The sequence below is a fragment of the Allobosea sp. P2_A10 genome (assembly GCF_056405115.1).
In genome coordinates, this window is sequence record NZ_JBFUCS010000014.1 from 125,616 (window position 1) to 148,792 (window position 23,177).

The 23,177-nt window shown below is 63.1% G+C and carries 21 protein-coding genes and 1 tRNA gene; 11 read left to right on the top strand and 11 right to left on the bottom strand.

Annotated features, from left to right (window positions below):
- Positions 1–15: 15 nt before the first annotated feature.
- The 4 genes from kdpC to AC1DZY_RS19335 are packed head-to-tail and all read right to left on the bottom strand — an operon-like array spanning position 16 to position 4,690.
- The gene (gene kdpC / locus AC1DZY_RS19320; protein WP_476821768.1) at positions 16–606 is read right to left on the bottom strand and encodes a potassium-transporting ATPase subunit KdpC; all 591 of its coding nucleotides are present in this window, start codon (positions 604–606) and stop codon (positions 16–18) included.
- A gap of 23 nt (positions 607–629) precedes the next feature.
- The gene (gene kdpB / locus AC1DZY_RS19325) at positions 630–2,666 is read right to left on the bottom strand and encodes a potassium-transporting ATPase subunit KdpB (RefSeq protein WP_476821769.1); all 2,037 of its coding nucleotides are present in this window, start codon (positions 2,664–2,666) and stop codon (positions 630–632) included.
- 22 nt (positions 2,667–2,688) lie between these two features.
- Positions 2,689–4,404, bottom strand: coding sequence for a potassium-transporting ATPase subunit KdpA (gene kdpA / locus AC1DZY_RS19330; RefSeq protein ID WP_476821770.1), 1,716 nt, complete (start codon positions 4,402–4,404; stop codon positions 2,689–2,691).
- A gap of 28 nt (positions 4,405–4,432) precedes the next feature.
- Complete coding sequence (locus AC1DZY_RS19335) at positions 4,433–4,690, bottom strand: potassium-transporting ATPase subunit F (RefSeq protein WP_476821791.1); 258 nt, start codon at positions 4,688–4,690, stop codon at positions 4,433–4,435.
- Between the two features lie 74 nt (positions 4,691–4,764).
- On the opposite strand from AC1DZY_RS19335, the gene AC1DZY_RS19340 reads away from it, so the two are divergent.
- Positions 4,765–4,854: transfer RNA gene (locus AC1DZY_RS19340), tRNA-Ser, on the top strand.
- Positions 4,855–5,177: 323 nt separating this feature from the next.
- On the opposite strand, the gene AC1DZY_RS19345 is transcribed toward AC1DZY_RS19340, so the two are convergent.
- Positions 5,178–5,510: a hypothetical protein gene (locus tag AC1DZY_RS19345; RefSeq protein ID WP_476821771.1), complete on the bottom strand. Its 333-nt coding sequence runs from the start codon at positions 5,508–5,510 to the stop codon at positions 5,178–5,180.
- 423 nt (positions 5,511–5,933) lie between these two features.
- On the opposite strand from AC1DZY_RS19345, the gene AC1DZY_RS19350 reads away from it, so the two are divergent.
- Genes AC1DZY_RS19350 through AC1DZY_RS19360 form a run of 3 tightly spaced genes read left to right on the top strand, consistent with a single transcriptional unit; the run spans position 5,934 to position 9,983 of the window.
- Positions 5,934–6,470: a hypothetical protein gene (locus tag AC1DZY_RS19350; RefSeq protein ID WP_476821772.1), complete on the top strand. Its 537-nt coding sequence runs from the start codon at positions 5,934–5,936 to the stop codon at positions 6,468–6,470.
- On the top strand, positions 6,370–9,507 hold the full coding sequence (traA, locus tag AC1DZY_RS19355; RefSeq protein WP_476821773.1) for a Ti-type conjugative transfer relaxase TraA: 3,138 nt from the start codon (positions 6,370–6,372) through the stop codon (positions 9,505–9,507). The genes AC1DZY_RS19350 and traA overlap by 101 nt, the downstream gene beginning before the upstream one ends.
- Before the next feature lie 8 nt (positions 9,508–9,515).
- Entirely contained in the window at positions 9,516–9,983 is a 468-nt protein-coding gene (locus AC1DZY_RS19360; protein WP_476821792.1) for a DUF6118 family protein, read from the top strand.
- A gap of 36 nt (positions 9,984–10,019) precedes the next feature.
- Here AC1DZY_RS19360 and AC1DZY_RS19365 read toward each other — a convergent pair whose 3' ends face one another.
- Positions 10,020–10,973, bottom strand: a complete 954-nt coding sequence (locus AC1DZY_RS19365; RefSeq protein ID WP_476821774.1) for a LysR family transcriptional regulator — start codon at positions 10,971–10,973, stop codon at positions 10,020–10,022.
- A gap of 67 nt (positions 10,974–11,040) precedes the next feature.
- Here AC1DZY_RS19365 and AC1DZY_RS19370 point away from each other — a divergent pair, with 67 nt between their 5' ends.
- From AC1DZY_RS19370 to AC1DZY_RS19390, 5 genes are all read left to right on the top strand, one after another.
- Positions 11,041–12,153 carry an alpha/beta hydrolase gene (locus AC1DZY_RS19370; protein WP_476821775.1) on the top strand — a complete coding sequence of 371 codons (1,113 nt, stop codon included), beginning with the start codon at positions 11,041–11,043 and terminating at the stop codon, positions 12,151–12,153.
- Between the two features lie 18 nt (positions 12,154–12,171).
- Positions 12,172–12,441, top strand: a complete 270-nt coding sequence (locus AC1DZY_RS19375; protein WP_476821776.1) for an NmrA family NAD(P)-binding protein — start codon at positions 12,172–12,174, stop codon at positions 12,439–12,441.
- Between the two features lie 114 nt (positions 12,442–12,555).
- Positions 12,556–13,017: a luciferase domain-containing protein gene (locus AC1DZY_RS19380; RefSeq protein ID WP_476821777.1), complete on the top strand. Its 462-nt coding sequence runs from the start codon at positions 12,556–12,558 to the stop codon at positions 13,015–13,017.
- A complete protein-coding gene (locus tag AC1DZY_RS19385; protein WP_476821778.1) occupies positions 13,010–13,849 on the top strand; it encodes a type 1 glutamine amidotransferase domain-containing protein in 840 nt (279 codons plus the stop codon). The genes AC1DZY_RS19380 and AC1DZY_RS19385 overlap by 8 nt, the downstream gene beginning before the upstream one ends.
- 95 nt (positions 13,850–13,944) lie before the next feature.
- Complete coding sequence (locus tag AC1DZY_RS19390; protein WP_476821793.1) at positions 13,945–14,298, top strand: asparaginase domain-containing protein; 354 nt, start codon at positions 13,945–13,947, stop codon at positions 14,296–14,298.
- A 193-nt stretch (positions 14,299–14,491) separates the two neighbouring features.
- Here AC1DZY_RS19390 and AC1DZY_RS19395 read toward each other — a convergent pair whose 3' ends face one another.
- The 4 genes from AC1DZY_RS19395 to AC1DZY_RS19410 all read right to left on the bottom strand — a co-directional run bounded on the left by AC1DZY_RS19395 (position 14,492) and on the right by AC1DZY_RS19410 (position 19,823).
- Positions 14,492–16,756 (bottom strand): mechanosensitive ion channel family protein, encoded by a 2,265-nt coding sequence (locus AC1DZY_RS19395; protein ID WP_476821779.1) that lies wholly within the window; start codon positions 16,754–16,756, stop codon positions 14,492–14,494.
- A 97-nt stretch (positions 16,757–16,853) separates the two neighbouring features.
- Positions 16,854–18,452, bottom strand: coding sequence for a Na+/H+ antiporter (locus tag AC1DZY_RS19400; protein ID WP_476821780.1), 1,599 nt, complete (start codon positions 18,450–18,452; stop codon positions 16,854–16,856).
- A 75-nt stretch (positions 18,453–18,527) separates the two neighbouring features.
- A complete protein-coding gene (locus tag AC1DZY_RS19405) occupies positions 18,528–19,319 on the bottom strand; it encodes a DODA-type extradiol aromatic ring-opening family dioxygenase (protein WP_476821781.1) in 792 nt (263 codons plus the stop codon).
- Positions 19,320–19,346: 27 nt separating this feature from the next.
- A complete protein-coding gene (locus AC1DZY_RS19410; RefSeq protein WP_476821782.1) occupies positions 19,347–19,823 on the bottom strand; it encodes a nuclear transport factor 2 family protein in 477 nt (158 codons plus the stop codon).
- Positions 19,824–19,949: 126 nt separating this feature from the next.
- Here AC1DZY_RS19410 and AC1DZY_RS19415 point away from each other — a divergent pair, with 126 nt between their 5' ends.
- Positions 19,950–20,834: a LysR family transcriptional regulator gene (locus AC1DZY_RS19415; protein WP_476821783.1), complete on the top strand. Its 885-nt coding sequence runs from the start codon at positions 19,950–19,952 to the stop codon at positions 20,832–20,834.
- 74 nt (positions 20,835–20,908) lie between these two features.
- Here the strand turns inward: AC1DZY_RS19415 and AC1DZY_RS19420 are convergent, their stop codons facing one another.
- Positions 20,909–22,105 (bottom strand): MoaF-related domain-containing protein, encoded by a 1,197-nt coding sequence (locus AC1DZY_RS19420; RefSeq protein WP_476821784.1) that lies wholly within the window; start codon positions 22,103–22,105, stop codon positions 20,909–20,911.
- Between the two features lie 255 nt (positions 22,106–22,360).
- On the opposite strand from AC1DZY_RS19420, the gene AC1DZY_RS19425 reads away from it, so the two are divergent.
- Positions 22,361–23,173: an IS5 family transposase gene (locus AC1DZY_RS19425; RefSeq protein WP_476821785.1), complete on the top strand. Its 813-nt coding sequence runs from the start codon at positions 22,361–22,363 to the stop codon at positions 23,171–23,173.
- Positions 23,174–23,177 lie beyond the last annotated feature (4 nt).

Here is a 23,177-nt window from a genome sequence, read left to right on the forward strand (position 1 = left end):
GGGTACTATCTTGCATCACGGCTTAGCTTGGGCCTTCGGATAGCGCGCGTCGAGGGCGAGATTGGCGGTCAGCACATTGACGCGCGGCCGGCCGATGAAGCCGAGCAGATAGCCTTGCGTGTTCTGCGCGACGATCTCACCGACCTGAGCCGGCTGTATGCCGCGCGCCTTGGCGATGCGCTCAATCTGCCGGGCCGCATTTTCAGGCGAGACATGCGGGTCCAGCCCCGAAGCGGAAGCCTGCACGGCGTCGGCCGGCAGCGAACCCGCGCCGTCGGCTGCGCGGATCGCCTCGGCGTCGGTCTTGATGCGCGTCGCCAGATCCTCGTTCATCGGCCCAAGATTGGAGCCCGACGAGTTGGCTGCGTCATAGCCGTCTTTGCCGGCGGCGGAGGGCCGGGCGCGCAGATAGGCTTCACCGGCGAAGGTCTGGCCGATCAGCGCGGAGCCGACGATGTCGCCGGAGGCGTTGCGGACCAGCGAGCCTCCGGCTTGGGCTGGAAACATCGCCTGCGACAACCCGGTGACGCCGAGCGGATAGGCGACGCCGAGCAGGAGTGTGAAGAAGACCATCGAGACGATGGCGGGGCGCAGATGGGACCACATGGTCGTTGTCCTTTGATGAGCGATCAGGCGAGCTTCAAGGCTGCGACGATCATGTCGATCAGCTTGATTCCGACGAAAGGCGCGATCAGCCCGCCGACGCCGTAGAGGGTGAGGTTCCGCGAAAGCAGCTTTGCCGCGCCGATCGCACGATAGCGCACGCCGCGCAGCGCCAGCGGAATCAGGGCGACGATGACGAGCGCGTTGAAGATCACGGCCGAAAGGATCGCGCTCTGTGGGCTCGACAACCCCATGACGTTCATCGCGCCGAGCGAGGGCAGGGCGACCACGAACATCGCCGGGATGATGGCGAAATACTTGGCCACGTCATTGGCTATCGAGAAGGTCGTCAGCGCCCCGCGCGTGATCAGCAGCTGCTTTCCAACCTCGACGATCTCCAGAACCTTGGTCGGGTCGGAATCGAGATCGACCATATTGCCGGCTTCGCGCGCGGCCTGGGCTCCCGTCTGCATGGCGACGCCGACATCGGCCTGCGCCAGGGCAGGGGCGTCGTTGGCGCCGTCGCCGCACATCCCGACCAGCCGGCCCTTGGCCTGCTCGGTACGGATGATGCGCAGCTTGTCTTCAGGCGTCGCCTCGGCGAGAAAATCGTCGACGCCGGCCTCCGACGCGATGGCGGCCGCCGTGACCGGGTTGTCGCCGGTGATCATCACCGTGCGCACCCCCATGCGACGCAGATCGGCGAAGCGCTCCTTGACGCCGGGCTTGACCACATCCTTGAGATGGATGACGCCGACCAGCGCGCCATTCTCGCTGACCGCGAGCGGCGTGCCGCCCGAGCGCGCGACCTTGTCGACAGCCTGCCGGATTTCGGCGGGAACCTGGCTTTCCGACAGATCCAGCGTCTTGAGCACGGCCTCGACCGCGCCCTTGCGCCAGCTCTTGCCGTCAGCGTCGAGGCCCGACTGGCGCGTTGTCGCGGTGAACGGGATCGAAGTCGCACCCGCGGGAGCCTGCGCCGTCACGCCCTGATTCCGCGCGAGCTCGACGATCGAGCGGCCCTCGGGCGTTTCGTCGGCAAGCGAGGCCATCAGCGCCGCGCGCAGCGCCGCATCCGGCCGCACGCCGGGCGCCGGCACCACCTCGACCGCCATCCGGTTCCCGAAGGTGATCGTGCCGGTCTTGTCGAGCAGCAGCGTATCGATGTCGCCGGCGGCCTCGACGGCGCGGCCCGACGTCGCCAGCACATTCACCTTGAGCAGCCGGTCCATGCCGGCGATTCCCACCGCGCTGAGCAGACCGCCGATCGTGGTCGGGATCAGCGTCACGAACAGCGCGCCCAGCACCATCGGATCGAGCATCACGCCCGAAAATGCGCCAAGCCCGGTCAGCGTGACGACGGCGATCAAGAAGACCAGCGTCAGGCCGGCGAGCAGCACGGCGAGCGCCAGTTCGTTGGGCGTCTTGCGGCGGTCGGCGCCTTCCACCATCGCGATCATGCGGTCGAGGAAGGACGAGCCCGGCTGCGAGGTGACCCTGACCTTGATCCAGTCGGAGACGACCGTGGTGCCGCCGGTGACGGCCGAGCGGTCGCCGCCGCTTTCGCGGATGACTGGAGCGGATTCGCCGGTGATCGCGGCCTCGTTGACCGACGCGACGCCCTCGATGATCTCGCCATCGGCAGGCACGACGTCGCCGGCCTCGACCAGCACGATATCGCCCGGCGCGAGTTCATGAGCCGGCGTCGGGATCATGGCATTGCGCGAGGCGTCGATGATCAGCTTGGCCTTGGTGGTGACGCGGGTGGCGCGCAGCGAATCGGCCGCAGCCTTGCCGCGCCCCTCGGCGATGGCCTCGGCAAAATTTGCGAAGAGCACGGTCAGCCACAGCCAGACCGCGATCTGGACGGGGAAGCCGGCCGGCTCGCCAGACGAGATGGCGACAATGGCCGAGACCGTGGCGAGGGCCGCGACCACCTCGGTCGCGAGGATCACCGGATTTCCGGCCAGCGCGCGGGGATCGAGCTTGCCCAGCGCGCTCTTGAGGGCCGTCAGGACGACGCCCTGGTCGAACGCGCCGGATTTGGCGAGAGAAATGGACATGGAACGGGTTTCCTTTGTCGGCTCAGCGTGAAGCCGCAGCCGCAAGAAGCTGGAAATGCTCGACGATCGGCCCCAGCGCGAGCGCCGGGAAGAACTGCAGGCCGCCCAGGATCAGGATGATGCCGATGAGCAGGCCGACGAAGAGCGGGCTGTCGGAGGGCAGGGTGCCGGCGGTGGGGCTGAGCTTCGGCTTGGCGGCGATGGCGCCGGCGATGGCGAGCACCGGCACGGCATAGGCGAAGCGGCCGAGCAGCATCGCGATGCCCAGCGTGGTGTTCCACCACGGCGCGTTCGCGGTCAGACCCGCATAGGCCGAGCCGTTGTTTCCGGCGGCCGAGGAATAGGCGTAGAGGATCTCGGTCAGGCCACGCGGACCCTTGTTGAGCAGGCCCTCCAGCGCCACCGGCAGCACGGCCGAGATCGCCGAGAAGCTCAGGATCGCCAGCGGCAGGATCAGCACCGCCAGCATCGCGAACTTGATCTCGCGCGCCTCGACCTTCTTGCCGAGATATTCCGGCGTGCGCCCGACCATCAGCCCGGCGACGAAGACGGCGAGCAGCGCCATCACCACCATGCCGTAGAGGCCCGAGCCGACACCGCCCGGCAGTATTTCGCCGAGTTGGATCATGAACAGCGCCATGCCGCCGCCCAGCGGCATGAACGAGCCATGCATCGAATTGACCGAGCCGTTCGAGGCGCCCGTCGTCTGCGCCGCCCACAGCGCCGAAGCGGCCGGGCCGAAGCGGACCTCCTTGCCCTCCATGTTGGAGGACGCGTCGGAGATGCCGGCCGCGATCAGCGCCGGCTGCGGCGTCAGTGTCTCGGCGGAATAGATCACCGCGGCTGCGACGCCGACCAGCACGACCATCGCGGCCAACAGCGCCCGCGCTTCCCGGCCCGCCCCGGCGACACGCCCGAAGGCGATGACCGTACCAAAAGCGAGCGCGTTCAGCGAGACGACCTCGATCAGGTTGGTCAACGGCGAGGGGTTCTCGAAGGGATGCGACGAGTTGACGTTGAAAATGCCGCCACCGTTGGTGCCCCATTGCTTGATCGCCTCCTGCGAAGCCGTCGGCGCCAGCGAGATCACCTGCTTGGCACCCTCGACAGTCGTGGCGTCCACGCTGGCGAGCAGGGTCTGCGGCACGCCGGCCGCGACCAGAACGAGGGCGGTCACCAGCGAAAGCGGCAGCAGGACGTAAAGTGTGACACGGGTCAGATCGACCCAGAAATTGCCAAGGTTCTCGCCGCGGTCTGCGGCAAAGGCGCGCGAGATAGCGGCGGCGACCGCAAGGCCCGCGCCCGCCGAGACGAAGTTGTGCACGGTCAGCCCCGCCATCTGGCTGAGATGGCTCATGGTCGATTCGCCGCCATAGGACTGCCAGTTCGTATTGGTGACGAAGCTGACCGCCGTGTTGAAGGCGAGATGCGGCGATAGGCCGTCGAAGCCCTGCGGATTGAGCGGCAACAGGTTCTGGAAGCGAAGCTGCAGATACAGCAGCACGAAGCCGACGCCGCTGAATGCAAGCAGCGCGCCGGCGTAGCCAAGCCAGTTCTGCCCCTTCTTCGCGTCGATGCCGAATGCTGCGTAGGACAGCCGTTCGACGGGCTTCAGCACCGGATCGAGCCAGGTGCTTTCGCCCGCCCAGACGCGGCCCATGAAAATTCCGAGTGGCCAGCCCACGGCCACGGTCAAAGCGATCGTCACGACGATCTCGGCCCAGCCCCGCCAATCCATTGCGAGGTCTCCTTTTATGAATGTGAGGTCAGAAGCGGTCGGGGCGCAGCAGCGCGGCGACCATGTAGACCGCAAGCCCGAGGGCCGCAGTCGCGTAAAGCCAGGTCAGCGCCATGGTCGTCAGACCTTGCGCAGAAGCGCGGCATAGGCCCCGAAGAGCGCGAACGCTCCGATGCCAAGCGCGAGATAGAGAATATCGGCCATAAGCCTTGCTCCGGTCAGGTTGGACCGCAGAGATCGCGCCGGAAGGCCTCAAGGGTCGAGCGGGAAGGGCAGGGCGAGGCATAAGGGCGGCGTAAGGATCGCCGAAGAGCAGGCTTGCCAAAGCGGCGGCGCGTCGGCAATGACTTGCGCCAAGCTGGAAGGGTGGCCGAGTGGTTTAAGGCAGCGGTCTTGAAAACCGCCGTGGGTGAAAGCCCACCGTGGGTTCGAATCCCACCCCTTCCGCCAAATGCATTGAAATCATTGATCTAATCGGTCAAATTGTGATTTATCATAACGTCTAGCCTAACGGTCGAATTTGTTTTCACTGGCCGCTCGGCTCAATCCGTATTCCAGAACGATGCCGAAACGCCGTTTGGGGCAGGGCGCTCGCCAGAAACTTCGTCAGGTTGACGCGGTTTCTCCCCCGTCAGCTCAATCCACCGCGCGAACTGTTGATCGCGCTGTCGAGCGAGAACGGCCTGGCCGGCCACAGGTGGGCACCAGTCCGACGCGGCGGCTCGGGGTAGACTATTGCTCCCGTGGCCGTCCACGCGGCTCGCTGGCGACTCCTAGTGTCGCGCCGGCCGGAACCGCGTGCCGCGGGCGCCGGCTTGGATATCGAATGGCAGGCCATGTAGCTCGCCGGAGTCCGTCGGCTGCAGGACACCAATTGCCGCTCGCAATGCCGCGAAAGCCTTCTGCCCGGCCCGCTGCGCCTCGGCGTCGTCGTTCTCGAGCGGCAACGCGATCATGTGCCTGGCGCCCTCGGCGCCTACGCAATCAAGCCGCAGGATCATGCCGTCACCGGCAGCGGCCGGAACGTAATCGCTCGATGTGATTTCCAGGCCGGACCAGCCGATAGGAAGGGCGGGCGCGACGTCGACAGAGCAAAATGAGTTCATGACAGAATCTCCAGCGCCGTGATGGCGCAAGGCAATAAAGCGCTGATGGTAAACGAGAGTCCATAGCAAAACAGGGCCGCAAGCAGATACTAGTCCAGCTTGTCAAGCCACTAATACTGCTTGTCAAGCCTCGCTAGTCTCTCCGTGCAGCGATCTAGCGGTCGCCGTCAACATCGATAGGCTGATGATGATCCATAGGCTGGCCGCCGACATTCCGATATGTGCCAATCTGTATCTTGAAGTACCGGCCGCGCTGTGGGTCTCCTAAACGTCCCCGAGAATTGACACAGCCCGCGTCAAAGCCAATCTCCGCAGGAGCGCTACGGGCGTTGGCGTGGTGCATCGTCAATGCTTGTGGCATCCTCCGCTTGCCGGCTGCCGGAGAATGTGTGGTCGTCGAGCGCTCGAACTCGCGAGGTCCGAATGAACGCGCGCTTTCTATATGCCACCGTGGCGCTTCAGGTCGCGCTATCAGGAGCGGCGCTCGCTCAGGTCAGTGACGATGCCAAATCCTCAAGCATCTGGTTCAACAGCACAGAGAATAAGAGCGTGCTAATGCTCGGACCAGAAAACGAAGAACCCTCAGTTATTACAATTGAATGCTTCAACGGCAAATTAAAAGGAATATACAATAAATATTATGGCGATGGTTCAATAATCCGATTTTCGACGGGCGCCACCGCGATTGATATCAAGAGTCGTTCAACACGTATTATGGGCCAAAATCTCCTCGAATTCTATCCTTCGAACAGTCAGCTTTCGTTTATCCTCACGGAGACGCCAAAGCTTGCGATAGCCGGTCGTTCGGTGATTGACACGGTGCCTAAAAATCCGCGCATTGGCGATCTACCACCTCAGCATGAAGCCGATCAGCCGTGGCATGGGCCGCAGCGCGGTCGCGGCTGCGGCTTACCGAGCCGGGGAACGGCTGACCAACGAGCGCGATGGCCTCACGCATGATTTTACGCGGCGCGGCGGGGTGGAGCATTCGGAGATCGTGTTGCCGCGTGGCTCGGATGCTGAATGGGCGAAAGATCGGGCGACATTGTGGAATGCGGCCGAGGCAGCCGAGGGGCGGAAGGATGCCCGTGTGGCGCGTGAGTTCGAGATCGCTTTGCCGCATGAGCTTTCTGCGGAAGAGCGGCTGGAGGCAACGCTGACCTTTGCGCAGGCTTTGGCGGATCGGTACGGGACGGCGGTCGATGTCGCGATCCATTCGCCGCATGGCGAGACCGATGTCCGCAATCACCACGCCCATTTGCTGATGACGGTCCGGGCTGTCGGGTCGGAAGGGTTTTTGGACAAGACCTCGATCGAGCGGGAGAACAAGTGGCTTCTGTCACAGGGGCTGCCGACCTCGTCGATGCAGATGCGCGAGATTCGCCAGTTCTGGGAGCAGGTGGCCAATGAGCGGTTGGCGGCGGCGGGTCATGATGTGCGGATTGATCATCGTTCGCATCAGGAGCGTGGGCTGGAGATCGAGCCGACCGAGCATATGGGGGTGTTCGCCACCCAGATGGAACGGCGCGGGGTCGAGGTGTCCCGGACCCGGCTCGATGGGGATGCGGCGCGGCGCAACGCCGAATTGATCGCCGAGAAGCCAGAGCAGGTGCTGACGCTGATCACGGGCGAGAAGAGTGTGTTCGATCGGCATGATGTCGCCAGGGCGCTGCATCGGTCGATCGATCAGCCCGACGCGTTCCAGGCGGCGTTCGCGAAGGTGATGGCGTCAGACGCTCTGGTCGAACTTCAGGCGGAGCGGGTCGATCAGAACGGCGAGATCACGCTGGCGCGGTACTCGACGAAGGAGATGGTGGCGCTCGAGCGCGGCATGGCGGATGGCGCGATGCGGATGAGCGAGGCGCATTCGCATGGGGTCGATGGCGCTCATGTCGATGCGGCTTTGGCCGTGCAGGATGGTGCGATCCGGCGTGGGGTCGCGGCTGATACCGCCGGCGAGGTGGCGCACGGCGTCCTGTCGGAATCCGATCGAGATCGCGCCGTCGATGCTGCGGGTCTGAGCGACGAGCAGCGCCGTGCGGTGGAGCATGTCACCGGCGGGGAACAGATCGCCGCCGTGGTCGGATTGGCCGGGGCCGGCAAGAGCACGATGCTGGCGGCAGCGCGCGACGCCTGGGAGCGGCAGGGATATGCGGTCCATGGCGCGGCGTTGTCGGGCAAGGCGGCCGAGGGGTTGGAAGAGGCGTCCGGGATATCGTCGCGGACGCTGGCGTCGTGGGAGCATGGCTGGAAGGCCGGGCGCGGCGAGCTTAGTCCGAAGGACGTCATGGTGATCGACGAGGCCGGCATGGTCGGATCGCGTCAGCTTGCGAGGTTCGTCGCGGAAGCCGAGCGCACGGGCGCGAAGCTGGTCATGGTCGGGGACCAGGAGCAGCTGCAGGCGATCGGGGCCGGCGCGCCGTTCCGCGCGATCGCGGAGCGGGTCGGGTTCGCCGAGCTGCAGGACATCCGCCGCCAGCGCGAGGACTGGCAGCGGGAGGCGTCTGGCGATTTTGCCCGGCACCGGACTGGCGAGGGGCTTGCAGCTTACGCGGAGCGCGGTGACGTCCGGTTCAGCGAGACGCGCGATGCGGCGCGGGCAGAGATCGTCGCCGACTACATGGCGGATGCGGCCGAGCGGCCCGAGGGCTCGCGCGTCGCGATGGCGCACCGGCGGGTCGATGTCGCGGCGCTCAATGCCGATATCCGCACGGCGCGGCAGGAGGCCGGCGAGCTGGCGCGCGGGGAGGGGGATCAGGGTCGGCTTGGCCGCGAGCAGGTGTTCGAGACCAATGACGGCAAGCGGGTCTTCGCGCCCGGGGACCGGATCGTGTTTTTGGAGAACAATCGCGAGCTCGGCGTGAAGAACGGGATGCTCGGGACCGTGGCATCTGTGGAGGATGGCCGGATCGCGGCGACGCTCGACGGCAAGGGGCGTAACGGCGAGGACCGGAGCGTGACGATCTCGACCGAAAGCTATCAGGCCTTCGACCATGGCTATGCGACGACGATCCACAAAACGCAGGGCGCGACGGTGGATCGGTCGTTCGTCATGGCGTCGGGCACGATGGACCGGCATCTCACCTATGTCTCGATGACGCGGCATCGCGATCAGGCGACGCTCTATGCCGGCAGGGATGAGTTCAAGGGCGGGATGGAGTCGCTGACGGCCCGGCTCGGCCGCGATGGGTCGAAGGAAACCACGCTTGACTACGCGCAGGGGTTTGCCGAACGGCGGGGCATCGCCGAGCGGTTTGGGGTGAAGAGCGAGATCGAGGTGGAGCGCGGCGGCGACGGGCAGGGGCGGCAGGGTGAGGGCGTCGAAAAACAGCGTGCAGATCTTGCGCGGGACTCCGGGGCGAAGGATCCCGCTGCCGATCGGCGTGGTGATCGTGATCAGCGGCAGGAGCGCGTTGCCGGCGAGGAGGGGCCTCAGCGAGCTCGTCCGACAACGGAGCCGACGGCGGCGAAGCGCAGCATGTTCGCCGGGCTAAAACTCGGGGCAGGGCGTGGCGACGCGCAGGTGGGTCGTGGCGTGGCTTCGGAGCGTACGAGCGGCGCGAGCCCGGGCGAGCCGTCGTCGGGCTCCGCTGAGGCCCGCGTACAGCTTCTGGCCGCCGTCGAGGGTTATGCAGAGGCCTATGAGGACGCCGCGCGCATGCGGGCTGCCGATTTGCCCGTCCTCGAGCATCAGAAACTGGCGCTGCGGACAGCCGGCGCCGCCATGGACAAGACTCGGCCGGGTTCGACGCAGGAGTTCGCTGCGGTTCTCAAACACGAGAGCCTGAGCCAGCGCGCCATGGCGGAGCTCAGCGGTCCGGCGCGCGCAGCCCAGCTCGTGGCCGGGATGGATCGCGAGCGGCAGCGGCAGGTTCAGCGCGAAGTTGCCGAGCGCGGCGTGGAGCCTGGTGCTGGCAACGCGGATCGAGGTGATGCGGCGCGGAAGCCCGATGCCGAGAAGCATGTCCGCGAGCGGGACAAGGGCATGGAGCGGTAACCGTGACGATGAGCCATCAGGACGAGACGGGCGAGGATGATGCGGCGCGGGCGTTTGGTGCGCTTCAGGCGGAGGTCGCCACCCTTCGCCAGGCTGTCGGGGCGCTGCCGGCGATCGTCGAGGGCGCGACGCGGGTGACGGACTACACACCGACGCTGGGCGCGGTCGTCAAGGTGCTGACCCAGGTCGAGGCGCGGATCGTCGCGATCCAGGACCATCCCGCGTTGAAGATGACGCCTGAACAGCATGGGCGGGCGATCGGGCGCGCCGGGGTTGAGGCGTTCGCGGAGGCGGCGCGGGTGATGCGGGATGAAGCCGATGCGTTGAAACGCGAGCGGGTGCATCTGGCGCGAATTGTGGGGGAGATGCTGACGCGGCGGGCGCAATGGAAGCGGCAGCTTTGGTTCGGAGCCGGCGGAGTTGTTATCGGATTGGCGGCGACCTTGTCCGTTCGCGTCCTGTGGACGTTTGGCTGAATCGGGGGGCGCAATCAGAGCAACCAGGTAGATTGGCTAGAGGATTGCGCGATACTGCCGATCGATTCGGGTCATTCGACTGATGTCGCGCAACCAGGTTAGGCCTGGGTCGAGGTGCGAACGCTCGTGCCAGATCAAGCGGTAGCCGAAGCTCGGGCTGCCGGGCAGCGGGATGACTTGCAGGTTGGTCACGGTCGCCAAGCGCTCTGCGACGCGACGCGGAGCGCACATGACGAGATCGGTTTCGGCGATCAACCAAGGCATCGACATGAAGTAGGGTGTGCGCAGCGAAGCCGGCGCCTGCGCCACTCCGAGCACCTGAAGCACATCGTCTGGTCGCATCTGTCCGCCATCCGGATACATCACGACAGCCTGCCGGCAGGCAGCGATCGCGGTCAGGATCGTATTTCCTGAAGACGCTTCCAACCCGGGATGGCCGCGCCGAACGAGGCAGGCATAGTCGTCGCGAAAAAGTTCGCGATAGTGGAAATCCGGCGGCAGTTCGGCATCGGCGTAGAGCGCGCAGTCCACGAGACCGTTTTCCAGGTCGGACAACGTGCCCGGCCCGAACGGCAGCACATCGAGACATACGCCCGGCGCTGCCTGTGCAACCCGCGCCGCCCAGTGGCTTAGAACAGTTACCGAGCCATAGTCGGTGGAGGCGATGCGGAAGGTTCGTCGGGTCGTTGCCGGATCGAACACGCCCTGTTCGCAAACCCGAGCCAGCGCCGCAAGCGCTTCAACGACCAAGGGCTTTAGCGCTTCCGCCCGCGCCGTGAGCACATAGCCCTTGCTAGTGCGAGCCAGCAGCGGATCGCTGAGCGCCCGCCGAAGCCGCTCGACGGCGCGGCTCGCGGCGGGTTGGCTCAATCCGAGCGTCTCCCCTGAACGGGTCACACTCGCTGTTTCGAGGAGCGCAGCGAGCATCCTGATTGTCTTCACGTCGAGATGGTCGAGAGCTGCTACATCCACTTGGCGCATGTTGAACATGCTAGGCGCGTGATTGTGCGCATGCAAGCAGTCGACCACGGTTGCACCGAAATTCTTGGAGCAGCCCATGTCACCGCGCCTGTTTGCCCTTGCACTCCTGACGACCACCACGCTCGCTTGTCAGCCAAGCCTAGCGCAGAGCGGCGGACCAGCTGCAGGCGGTCCCGGAGCCACTAGCCGTGACGCTGGTCCCTTCGAAACTCAGCCTTGGGGTCCCCAGCGCCAGCTGCGCAACGCGCATTACGAAGTTGAGCGCGTAACCTATCGTACCGCCGGAACCGAGGTCGTCGGCAATCTGTTCACGCCCTCAGGCGGCGGCCGCAGGCCAGCAGTGGTGGTGATTGGGCCGGTCGCTTTCGTGAAGGAGCAGTCGCCAGTTCAATATGCCTCCCGGCTTGTCCGGGAAGGTTATGTCACCCTCGTTTTTGACCCGCGCCACCATGGCGAGAGCGGCGGCGAGCCACGCCGGCACGAGAGCGGCGCCACGAAGGTCGAGGACCTGCGCGCATCTATCGACTACTTGTTGACCAGGGAGGATGTCGACCCAGACCGAATCCATATCCTGGCTATCTGCCAGGGTGTGAACTGGGGCATGGAGGCTGCAACGCTCGACCCGCGCGTGAAGGGCCTCGCTATCGTCGCCGGGCATTATCTCACTCCCGAGACCGCGCGGATGTATGTTGGCGATAGCGCAGAGGGCCGTGTCGCCCGTTCGAGGGAGGCTCAGGATCGCTTCAAAGCAACGGGCGAAGTCTCCTACATTCCGGTCGTCTCAAATCTGCCGAATGCGTCCACGCCTGGTGCACTTCTAACCGCCCCGCCGATCCAGCAATTCTACATTCGTTGGGCGGACCGAGGTCCGTTTTGGAACTTCCACGGCCTCTGGGAGAACCGCATCACCACGATGTCGGAAGCTGGCATCTGGGGGCACGACGTGCGCCCGATTGCAGCGCGCCTCTCCACCCCGACTCTGATGGTTCATGCAGATCGCGCCGCCTCGGGGTCGCAGATCCCGCGCTTGCTCTTCGAGACTATTCCCGCCGCCCGCAAGGAACTCGTCTGGTTGGGTACCCAGAACCAGATGCAGTTTTATGAGGATCCGCTCACCATCGACCAAGTGGTGCCCCACGTGGCCCGCTTCTTCGCCGGCCGGTCCGAGCGCGCCGAGCTCAAGCTCTGATCTAGGATTATTCATCTTATGTTTGCTGTTCTAGGCGCAACCGGCCAGTTGGGCGGCGCCGTCCTGCACACTCTTGCAAGCCAAGGGTTCCGAATCCGCTCTGTCTTGCGCGATTCCGGAAAAGGCGAAGCTTTCAGAGCCGCGGGTGCCGAAGTCGTGGTGGCCGATGCACATGACGCTGACGCGTTAGCCATAGCTTTCGTCGGTGTGGAAGGCGCGTTCGTCATGAACACGCCGTCTTACGCAAGTCCGGACCTGTTCGCGGACGCCGAGCTGATTTCCGCGTGAGGGCCGGCCCTCCCAAACTGGTCTGTCTGTCGTCCGTCGGCACGCACCGGCCCGACCACAAGGCAATCCTAAAGCTGCCGCCGCCTTTACCGTTGCCCACAGGGATTGATGAACATGCGCATGATCTTGAGTGAAAAGGGGCCGATCGTCGCCCCACCAATTCTTGACGAGCCGATGCGGCGGGTCTCGACGTCTGTCCTGTCCTGGCCGGGCGTGGTCAGTGCGACCCATTGGCACCTCTATCGACCCACTGAGATCGATGGAGCCGACTTCTACATGGGCGAAGAGGAGCTTGGACACATACATTTGCAAGGCGATCTTCACCTCGCAACCTCCCCCGGCCTGCGCCGGGCTCTGGTCGAAAGCAGACTAGCCAAGCCGTTCCCGTTTGCTGGCTATGAGGACTGGGTACTCTTTCGCATCCGTGAAGAGACTGATGCTGCCCATGCCGAATGGCTCTTCCGGCTGGCCTACGACCTGCTGCGCGGCGAGGCCGAGGGCGCTCTTATCGAGCGGATCGTGGCAGCATCGCGGCCTATTTCCCCATCACTGTGCAAGGACGCCGATCATGAATGACGTATCCGTACACGCCGCGACACGTCGCCAGTTCCTTGCTGTGGCATCCGCCGCTATGGCCGCCTCGGCAACAGGCGCTGTGGCACAAAGTACGGCCGCGCTGGCTGCCAAATCCGCGCCCAAGCGCGTCCTGTTCGTGGTTTCGAACCCCGCGAAGTCGCCGTCGAACGGGATGGACATCGGCTATTGGCTGCCGGAACTGGCGCATCCCTACCATGCCTTTACGCAAAAGGGTTACGCGGTCGCCGTCGCCTCGCTTCAGGGCGGAGAAGTGCGGCACGACGCGATCAGCGATCCCGAGGGCGGGCGCTTCGCCAGTCCCGGTGACTTGATCAGCTTGGGCTTCAAACACGCCAAGCTCACTCAGGAGATCGTCCGCGCCACAAAGCCGCTCGCCGAGGTCAAGGTCGAAGACCACGACGCTATTTTTGTCGTCGGCGGTCTCGCACCGCCGGTGACTTTTACCGACGACGAGCGCCTGCACCGGCTTTTCGCGGCCTTCCACGACGCCGGCAAGATCTCGGCGGCCCTCTGTCATGGTTCCCTCGTGCTGCTGAAGGCCCGTCTTTCGAACGGGAAGCTCCTGGCCGACGGCAAGCGTTGGACCGGCTACTGCAATCTTGAGGAGGACGTCGTTGATAAGGTTATGGGTATCCGCTTCCAGCCGTACCGAATCGAAGACGAGGCCAGAAAGATCGAAGGCACAGGCTTCGTCCAAGGCCCGCCATACAAGCCCTTTGCGGTCGCCGACGGACGCCTGATCACGGGCCAACAGGGGTCATCGGGGATGGCTACGGCCGAACTAGTGATCAAAGCGCTCGAGAGCGCATGAGGGCATAAACGACGTTTACATTAGCAATGTCGCATCGAGCTTTCTGATGCTGACATGCGCGGTGCCGGCGCGGTCTGGCCGGCCTACTAGCCAACCTGTTCCACGCCGAACGCGTCGCGGGCTCGCCCGCGGCAGTGGGTCATAGCGTGCTGGTCAGCATGAACGACATGTTTGGTGTGGCGCGATTCGTCTCCAAGGCGCATACCTCGGCACGGGACGCGTTCCGTCTCGTCAGCATGGCGATCACGGGAGAGATCGCCTTTTTTGAACGCGACGCGTCGCTAGGCCGGCCACATTTCGGTCCGGATCGGACGGGAGAGCTGGCGCGCGTGGTGATCATCGTCTGCCAACTCGGGATCAGCCCGGCTTTCCTCGATCTCGCCATCACCGAAGGCGCGGCCGGCGTCGTCTTCGCAGGCACTGGCAATGGTAAGTTCAGCAGAGATTAAACCGTCCCAGGTCAGGGCGCGCGAGGCTGGCATTTTGGTCCGGTCGAGTCGCGTCCGCAGCGGCATCGTCTCGGCGGGTAAGATCCACCCAGGCCTCGGCCGCTCCGGCCGAGAAGGTGACATGGATCGGCGATGGCATGGCTCAGGTTCCGAGCCGTTGCGGCGAACTTGGTTCAGCAAATAGCGCCGAGCCTCAACCCGCCGCGGGCGCCAGCGGGCTTGGCGGCGGTACGGCTGCGATCGCCGCGGCAGCGCCCGCGCTCGCGCTTGGTTCGCCGCCGCGCACGGTCACGGCATTCGACGCGAACGGGATGCCGGCCTCGACGAAAGTGCGGTAAATCCGCTTCAGGCATTCGCGCTGCAGGGCGGAGGCGTGGTTGGGCTTGGCTGTGAATTTCAGCCGCAGCACGATGGCGCTGTCGGTGATGTCGGCGACGCCCTGCAATTTCAGCTGGGCGATGAAATGCGGACCGCATTCAGGATCGTCTAGCAGCGCGAGCCCGGTCTTCTTGATCATCTTGCGCGCCTTCTCGATATCGGCGGAATGATCGAGCCGGACGTTGAACTTGATCGTCGCCCAGTCGCGGCTGGCATTGGTCAGAGAAGCGATCTGTCCGAACGGGACAGTGTGAATCTGGCCGCTCTGGTGGCGCAGCTGCATCGAGCGCAGCGATATCTTCTCGACAGTGCCCTTAAGACGGCCCGTATCGACATACTCGCCGACGCGGAAGGCGTCCTCCAGCATGAAGAAGAAACCCGAGACGATGTCGCGCACCAGCGCCTGCGAACCGAATGAGATGGCCAGCCCCAGGATGCCGAAGCCCGCCAGCAGCGGCCCGATATCGACCCCTAGGCGGGACAACACGACGAGGCCGGTCAGGCCGAGGACACTGCTAAGAACAACCCCACGGATCACCGGCAGCACGGTCGCCAGGCGCGAGGGCACCTGTTCCTCGTCGACGGCGTCCTCGTCAGCCGGCAGCGCCGAGCGTGGGCGCGGCGCATAAGCATCGAAAAAGCCCCGCAGGAAGACCAGCGCGACCCAGCCGCCGAAGGCCAACATGGCGACCGCACCAACCTGGTGCCGGAAGGCGATAACGTCGGCCGAGCCGGTATCGACGAAGAATTCGGCCCATAGCTGCGTCAGGACATAGGCCGCGCCGATCCAGATCAGCCCGCCGGCCGCCGCCTGCATCGTGCGGCCGAGCGCGCCCGACAGCGGCGTCGTCTCGGTTTCGGCGGCATGGCGGGCCCGCCAGCACCCGATCAGCGAGGTGACCCCGACGGCGCAAACCGGCACGAGCACGACGATGAACTGGGTCACGCCGGCGGCCTCTCCCCAGCGCTGGCCGTCGATCATCATTGCGGCCGCCCGCCCGACCATCCAGATCGCGATGGCGCTGGCGATGAAGAGCCAGGGCGTGAGACGCGCGAGCAGGCGCAGGCCGGGCCCGGGTTGCGCCGACAGCGAACGTACCAGCGCCGTCAGATCGTGCCGCGCATCCCAGAACCACCAGACCTTGAACAGCGTGATGATCAAGCTGTTCAGCATGAACAGCCCCGCGACAGACGCCTTGTCGGTCGCGACCTGCAGGCCGATCGCTGTGGTCGCCAGCACCGCCGGGCCCAGGACAGCATAGATCGCGAGCAGCCGGAAGTTCCGTTCGGAGCGCGGCAGGTTGACCAGCCGCCGCTCCGGAGCGCCAGGTGCCAGCAAAAAACGCCCGACGATCAGATACACCGAGGTAATGGTCAGGGACAGTGCTAGGACCTCCGCGGCCGTCGCCGCCAGATCAGCCAGCGGCAGTAGAGCGCGCTGGGCGAGGTGCAGCGCGCCGAGGCCGACCAGCAGTGTCGTCACGTCCTGAAGCGCGCCGAAGAAAGACGCAACGAAGCGCGGCGTCGGCTGGGGCCCCTTCGGGACGAGCCGGCGCGAGAACCAGGCCACGCTGGCGGCACGCCAAGCCGCTGCGGCGATCCCGCCTATTACGAAAACGAGCGCGAGCCTTAGACCGGAGGACAATCCGTCAGCATCGTTGCGATTGGTGGCCCAGACCTGGCTCCAGGCCTTGGGCAAACCGGAGACCGACGGGATTCGCGCCGCGCCGTAGTCGACGCCGGAAATGAAATTATGCCAGAACGCCTCCAGGCGCGACCCCGCTGCTACGGAGGTCGGCGACGGTAATGGGGCTGACACCGCCGGCGCGCTGTTCTGGCTGACTACCCGTTGCCCGTCCACTCTGACTTCAACCTTGCGCCCGCTGGCAAACAACGCATCGATCAGCTTGCGGATTGTGTCGGGCGTTTCGTCGCCGCGCAGCGTCAGGACTGCCTGTCCGTCAGACTGCGCATGCGCCGGGGCAATTGCACCGAGCGCGAGGCCGAGCAGGATGATGCAACTCCCGCACAGGCGCAGGAGCGCCGCAATTGCTCCGCGTGCATCGACCTCCTCACACATGGCTGGTCCCCGCTCGCAATGCCGCCGCAGAATGCGAGCACGCATGCAGTTTTACGTCGGTACGCAATTGATAAATTTGTCAATCAACATCATACGTTTAGGGCTCTATGGGGACCAGCAGGTGGCGGGCGCGGATTTCGTCTGCATCAAGTTCCTTTTCCAAGGCTCGCAACACCTCAGCGTCGATACGCCCTTCTTTAAACAGACGTATCAATTCGCCGCGACCGGCGGCGATACCGTCAAGCTGGGTCGCGAAATGGTCGGTTCGAATGTCGGCAAGCGCTCCGTCCGCATCCACTGATCGCTGAATTGCAGCTTTTCGGAATCGGAGCTGTTCCAGCAACCGAGGATGGCGGGGCTCGCCGTTCTCGTCTTGGGAGGCGACCTCAACCGCAGCGATCTGGGCAGCGATAATGTGGAGGCGCGCGACATCCTCAGCATACGTCTCGCGCGCAACCGGTGCCGCTTGATCGAAGCGAAGCCACCGGATCAGCGGTGCTAGGGTCGCGCCCTGGATGATGACGGTAACAAGGATAACTGCGAACGTGGCAAGTAGGATGAAGTCACGACCTGGAAAGGCAACGGGAAGAGCGAGCGCTGCTGCGAGGCTGACAACCCCGCGCATGCCCGCCCAGCTCATAACAAGCGGGATGCGAAGCGGCGGATATGGATCGCGTTCGCGCAGTCGTGGTGAAAAAAACCGCACGCCATAGGTGACGGGGATGATCCACAGAAAGCGAGATAAGATAACAGCAACAACGATCGCCCCGACCTGAAGCAGCGTCTGCTGCGACATAATCATGCCCATATCCATTCGATCGAGCAGACTTCGGAGTGAAAGACCGATTAGAATGAAGATCAGGCTTTCAAGAATAAAGGAAATAACTTCCCATACGGCCTGCGAACGGAAACGCTGCTCTGCGTTGATCGTATCATGTTGCCGCCAGCCCATAATGATCCCGCAAGCTACCGTCGCAAGGACACCCGAGACGCCCAGCTTTTCACCAAGGATGTATGATCCCCAAGAAGTAAGAAAGCTGGCGGCAATTCCAAGCTCACCGCCGAGGAACCGCCCGATCAGCGCGCTCGCACCGTAGCCGCAAATGATCCCGATCGCGACGCCGCCCACGATCAGCATGGCAAAGCTACCTACCGCACCAACGCCGCTAAACGTACCGGTAAGCGCCGCAACAACCGCCAGTCGATAAAGCACCAGTCCGGTTGCGTCGTTGAGCAGACTCTCCCCCTCGAGCAAAGTAACAACGCGCGCTGGCAGTTTGACACCCGTCAGGACCGCTTTTGCGGCAACCGCGTCGGGCGGCGAGACAATTGCTCCGAGCGCAAAGCAGGCGGCGAGCGGCAGATCGGGAAAGACGAGATGCGCGGTCCAACCAACCGCGAAAGTAGTGAACGCAACCGCGCCGATCGCGAGTTGCGATATGATCCTGAGGTCGGCTCGAAACGCCCGCCAGTCGGTTGTGTAGGCGCTAAGAAGCAAGAGGGGTGGCAAGAAAAGGACAAGAACCAAATCCGGGTCCAGTCCGATCACTGGCATTCCGGGTACGATCGCTAGTCCAAGGCCGCCGACGATTAAGGCTCCAGCCTGAGGCAACTTCAGCCGGCGCGCTACGACCGTCAGCAGCACACAAATTGCAATCAGCAACAAAACTATTTCAAAGCTATGCGTGATCGTCATTTTAGCGATCTCCTTGTGCCTGCCGTCGGGCACGCGAGACCAGCATCATGTTTGCGACGGATAGCACACGGCGCATTAGTCGAACCGGAAAGCAGATATCGCTGTCTCTAGCACGATCTCGCCGTAGATTTTTTCGCCCGGCCCATCCGATGCACCTGCTGCAACCATGAGCGGGATCAAATGCTCGCAGGTGGGATGTGCCGCCTGTGCACCTGGCGCTTCGCTCCATCGTTCAAGCCGTTCGGCCCGAACGGCGCCATTTTGCGTCAACGTCGATTCAAGCCAGTGGTCGAAGTCCTGCGATAGAAGCGTGAACCGGCTATCCCCGAAAGCTTTCAGATCGTGGAAGCTCATACCTGAACCAATGATGAGAACACCGTTATCGCGTAGGCTGGCCAGAGCGCGTCCTGCTTGGATATGTAGAGCAGGATCAAGGTTGCGCTCTACAGACATCTCAACGATGGGGATAACGGCTTCCGGGAACGCAACTTTCATGGGTACGAAAACGCCATGGTCAAAGCCGCGTTGCGGATTGAGTTCGACCGGTAGGCCGATGGCGCTCAATAGCGCTGCGATTTTTGCCGCGAGCGCTGGCGCGCCCGGCGCATCATACTGGATTGTATAGGTTTCGGGCGGGAAGCCGTAATAATCATAGATCAGCGGCAAGCCGGAGCCACCCGTGATCTTAAAGCCTTCGGTTTCCCAATGGGCAGAGACCACGAGAATTGCGGCTGGCGCATGCGCCAGCCGTGACGGTAGAGAGCGCAGGAATGATTCCATCCCTGCCCAGCGTTTTGCGGGATCAGGCATGAAGAAACACGGACCGCCGCCATGCGGAATAAAGAACGTCGGCTGCCGCGCGTTCATAGCTGCTCCTAAAAACAAAACTAGAAATCAGGGCGAGGGCGCGATGGGGAACATCGGCCGACCGCTTTTCGTCTGCGCGGCAGGAACAATTTCTTGCATCACGTCCCAATGCTCCACCAGCTTGCCGTCTTTCACACGGAAGATGTCGACGGTGACAAGCGGCTTGGGTCCCCAACCAGTATACAGCCCGTGGATCATCACTAAGTCGCCATCCGCCACAATGACGCCTGGCTCATATTTGAAGTTGGCAGGAAGCGATTTGACGACAGTAGGAAGGTCTTCAGCGCCATCTGGGATCATAGGATTGTGTTGAAGATAGGGTTTTCCGAAGTAAAGCTTGACTGCTTTTTCAGCATCTTTGGTAACAAAAAGCTCATGCATTGCAGCGCTCACAAGCTTTTTATTTGCTTCTTCAAGTGGTCCAGCAGACACTGTATTTGGCGACAACGCAATAGCACTTAAAATAATTGCAACAGAGCTAAATTTTTGCAAGATTGATTTCATCAGATATCTCCTTTGGTTTCTAGTCCCATTGTAACCAAGGGAGTTTTGAATGATAATCGCCTCGTTCCGGCGCACTCTATGCCGTCATGCGGCATAATCGCTCGGTTGGAATAGGAGTAGCGCCGTTTGGACAAATTAGCCTCGATCAAAATCTTCCTTCACGTCGTGCGGGCGGGGTCGTTTGTCCGGGCAGCGGAACAGGCAGGTCTCTCACAGACAAGCGCGTCCCGTATGGTCCGGGAGCTTGAGGATGCAGTTGGTGTAAGGCTACTTAATCGTTCGACGCGAAGCCTCAGCCTGACCAATGCCGGCGAACGGCTGTTTACCGTCTATGGACAGATCGTGGAAGACCTGGAAGGCAGTGAAGCCGAGGCGGCGGGGTCAAGCGCACAGGCAAACCCTTCCCGCCTGCGCGTAGTACTTCCTCACACGTTCGCCACGCGGCGGCTCGATGCGGCGATCTGCCGGTTTCGTGAAGAGCACCCAACTGTCGAGCTGGAGATCAAACTCGACGATGCCCCAACCGACCTCATCCGTGACGGTTTCGATTTGAGCATCCGGATCGCACCGGCCCTGCGCCCGTCGACCATCGCGCGGCGCATCGCCTCGGTGCCGATCGTCATATGTGCCGCGCCAGCTTATCTCGGCAAACACGGCAAGCCGCAAACTCCGGCCGACCTCAGCAACCACGAATGCCTGATCTATACCGATAACGATCCACCCGATGAGTGGACGTTCGAGCGCGATGGCGAGCGCATTGTGCAGCGGGTGCGCGGGTCGGTTAAGGCCAACAACGGAGACTTGCTGCGTGCACTCGCTGTTGCAGGCCAGGGCATTATTTTCCAGCCGGCGTTCATCGTCGGCAACGAGATCGCTTCTGGAAAGCTCGTACAAATCCTCAGAGAATTCGAGCCGATGTCCAGGATTGCGTTTGCCATCTATCCAAGCAGTCGATTTATACCGGCAAAGGTGCGGGCCCTCACCGAGATAATCGCCGGCGAGCTCTCGTAAAAATCGCTAACTCACGCTACTCCCACGGATGCATCAGCGTCGGGAACGCTCAGTCTTCATCCGCTTTGCACAAATTATTGTACGCGGATTGTTCCCTTTAGATTCGTGAACGATCCGTCTTTTGCAGCAATGTTCGTGTAGACCGTATGCGTGCTCCAATCTTGAACATGAACAACATTGGAGCCGGTGCTCGGCTCGTGCCAGTAGACCATAAAGACGTTCGGACTGACCTCTACAGCGGTGTAACGAACAGTGTCCTTGACGCCTTGAAATGCGCCCGAAATGTCCTCAAACGACATCGTCAGGTTGTCGGCGAAGTTGAGGCGGAACGCCACTCCGCCGAAGTTCACCGTGGCGACCCTTCCGATCGGCGGATAGGGACTTGCAACATGCCAGTCTGCCTCCCGCGCAAACACCTTCGCCCCGAATTCAAGCGTCTCCCTCCCAGGAAGATCGGGAAATTTTGCCGTCATTGCCGCTACAATATCGGCGGACGTTGCGCGGGCGGAAGCGGCCTGCCGGTAGGCCGTAAGATAGTCGCGCACAAAGTCCAACTGCGCGGGCGACTCGTCGGATGTCATGAAATGCCCGGCAATGATCCGTGCTGGCGTCAGGCTTTTCATATCTTCAATGACGCGAAGCCAAGCGTCGATCGCGGCAGGTGTCGGTGTGTCCGCCATCCAAAGATGTTCGCCGGTCAGGACAGAAATTCCGCCAAGGATAGTCCGCATGGAAGGAATCCATAGATAGCTGTGCGCCGGATCGTCGCGGTTGCTTTTGACCACGACTTTCTCGCCATCGAGGGTTAGTTCGTCTGATGTGATGGCCTCTGGGACCATCAGCTCGGCAGGTGCGTCTGCGCCCAGCTTGTCCTTCCAGACTAGGAGCTTCGCGTTTTTGCTCGCGGAGATCAGATATGCGGTCTGTGCCGTGGAGATCACGCGCGCCGACGGAAAGGCTTTCTTTATTTCGGCGAGGCCGAAATAATAATCGGGATCACTATGCGAAATGTAAATGTACTTCAGGTGTTTGCCCGTCGCCTTTATTAGCTGGATCAGCTTGTCGGCGTGCTTTCTCTGAAACTGCGCATCGACGAGCATCGCCTCTTGCGCACCGTAGACAATGTTTGAGGTAACCGGAAAAATCGCATCCTTTCCGGGATTGAACACAGAAACCTGAAGCGGCGAGGCGAGCGATTGTGCAGGCATTCCCGCTACAGCGGCGGCCAGCCCCACGGCGGCAACTATTCCAAGCTTTTTCTTGTCAGGCATGTCGCCCCTTTATGTCGAGATGATAGGGTCGCGAGATCAAGCCGTATGATTGGCTTCGCCAAACAACTCCCAGATTGTTCGCCCATAATAGTTCGAGCGGGATCGGGGTGATAATTGGGTCTTATCGGCTTAGTGTATGCCGTTCCCCGGTGTAATTAGGCCTCAAAGAGGTGGCTTAGAGCCCGTCCCGAAAGGGTTGAGCGGCTGGGGCGCTCGTGATTCCAAGGGGTTGTTCAGGCCATCTTGGAGCGAGCGATGTGGACCCCAGCCACTCGCCGGCAGCATAGTCGCGCGGGACTTCGATACGAAACGGATTTGACRGATGCGGAGTGGGGGCTGGTTGCGCCGCTGCTGCCGGCGCCGAAGCGGACGGGTCGCCCGCTGTCCTGGCCTCTGCGCGAGATCGTCAACGCGATCTTCTACGTCATGCGCGGCGGCGTCGCTTGGCGGCTTCTGCCGAGCGACCTTCCACCCAAGAGCACGGTCTATCGCTGGTTTGCGGCCTGGCGGGACAGCGGGGTGTTCGAGGCGCTGAACCATGCGCTGCTGATGATCGATCGCGAACGCAGCGGTCGGTCGGCCTCGCCGAGCGCCTGCATCATCGACAGCCAAAGCGTGAAAACCAACGAAGCCGGCGGCCCACGTGGCTACGACGCCGGCAAGAAGATCATGGGTCGCAAGCGCCACGCCCTCGTCGATACCGACGGGCGTGGCCTCGTCCTCTTCGCCCATCCCGCCAGTGTGCAGGATCGCGACGGGGCAGGCCCGCTGCTCGCCGCCTCGCGCCGCCCGTTCCCGTTCATCGAGAAGGTCTTCGCGGACGCCGGCTACCAGGGCCCGCGCGTCGCGACCGCAACCCGCATCGCCGTCGAGATCGTCCGCCGCAAGCCCGACCAGATCGGCTTCGCCGTCCAGCCGCGGCGGTGGGTCGTCGAGCGCTTCTTCGCCTGGATCAATCGAAACAGACGGCTCTGGAAGGATGCCGAGGCCACCATCGCCTCCGCGACGGCCTTCCTCTACGCAGCCGCCGCCATGGTCCTCATCCGACGCATCGCTCGAAACTCATGAGTTC

What these genes read in the sequence shown, in the direction of transcription:
- traA (WP_476821773.1), top strand. Translation starts at nt 6,370, where the DNA reads ATGAAGCCGATCAGCCGTGGCATGGGCCGCAGCGCGGTCGCGGCTGCG.
- AC1DZY_RS19400 (WP_476821780.1), bottom strand. Translation starts at nt 18,452, where the DNA reads ATGACGATCACGCATAGCTTTGAAATAGTTTTGTTGCTGATTGCAATT.
- AC1DZY_RS19380 (WP_476821777.1), top strand. Translation starts at nt 12,556, where the DNA reads ATGCGCATGATCTTGAGTGAAAAGGGGCCGATCGTCGCCCCACCAATT.
- AC1DZY_RS19405 (WP_476821781.1), bottom strand. Translation starts at nt 19,319, where the DNA reads ATGAACGCGCGGCAGCCGACGTTCTTTATTCCGCATGGCGGCGGTCCG.
- AC1DZY_RS19370 (WP_476821775.1), top strand. Translation starts at nt 11,041, where the DNA reads ATGTCACCGCGCCTGTTTGCCCTTGCACTCCTGACGACCACCACGCTC.
- AC1DZY_RS19335 (WP_476821791.1), bottom strand. Translation starts at nt 4,690, where the DNA reads ATGCCTCGCCCTGCCCTTCCCGCTCGACCCTTGAGGCCTTCCGGCGCG.
- AC1DZY_RS19385 (WP_476821778.1), top strand. Translation starts at nt 13,010, where the DNA reads ATGAATGACGTATCCGTACACGCCGCGACACGTCGCCAGTTCCTTGCT.
- kdpC (WP_476821768.1), bottom strand. Translation starts at nt 606, where the DNA reads ATGTGGTCCCATCTGCGCCCCGCCATCGTCTCGATGGTCTTCTTCACA.
- AC1DZY_RS19350 (WP_476821772.1), top strand. Translation starts at nt 5,934, where the DNA reads ATGAACGCGCGCTTTCTATATGCCACCGTGGCGCTTCAGGTCGCGCTA.
- AC1DZY_RS19360 (WP_476821792.1), top strand. Translation starts at nt 9,516, where the DNA reads ATGAGCCATCAGGACGAGACGGGCGAGGATGATGCGGCGCGGGCGTTT.
- AC1DZY_RS19410 (WP_476821782.1), bottom strand. Translation starts at nt 19,823, where the DNA reads ATGAAATCAATCTTGCAAAAATTTAGCTCTGTTGCAATTATTTTAAGT.
- kdpA (WP_476821770.1), bottom strand. Translation starts at nt 4,404, where the DNA reads ATGGATTGGCGGGGCTGGGCCGAGATCGTCGTGACGATCGCTTTGACC.
- kdpB (WP_476821769.1), bottom strand. Translation starts at nt 2,666, where the DNA reads ATGTCCATTTCTCTCGCCAAATCCGGCGCGTTCGACCAGGGCGTCGTC.
- AC1DZY_RS19375 (WP_476821776.1), top strand. Translation starts at nt 12,172, where the DNA reads ATGTTTGCTGTTCTAGGCGCAACCGGCCAGTTGGGCGGCGCCGTCCTG.
- AC1DZY_RS19420 (WP_476821784.1), bottom strand. Translation starts at nt 22,105, where the DNA reads ATGCCTGACAAGAAAAAGCTTGGAATAGTTGCCGCCGTGGGGCTGGCC.
- AC1DZY_RS19345 (WP_476821771.1), bottom strand. Translation starts at nt 5,510, where the DNA reads ATGAACTCATTTTGCTCTGTCGACGTCGCGCCCGCCCTTCCTATCGGC.
- AC1DZY_RS19395 (WP_476821779.1), bottom strand. Translation starts at nt 16,756, where the DNA reads ATGTGTGAGGAGGTCGATGCACGCGGAGCAATTGCGGCGCTCCTGCGC.
- AC1DZY_RS19365 (WP_476821774.1), bottom strand. Translation starts at nt 10,973, where the DNA reads ATGTTCAACATGCGCCAAGTGGATGTAGCAGCTCTCGACCATCTCGAC.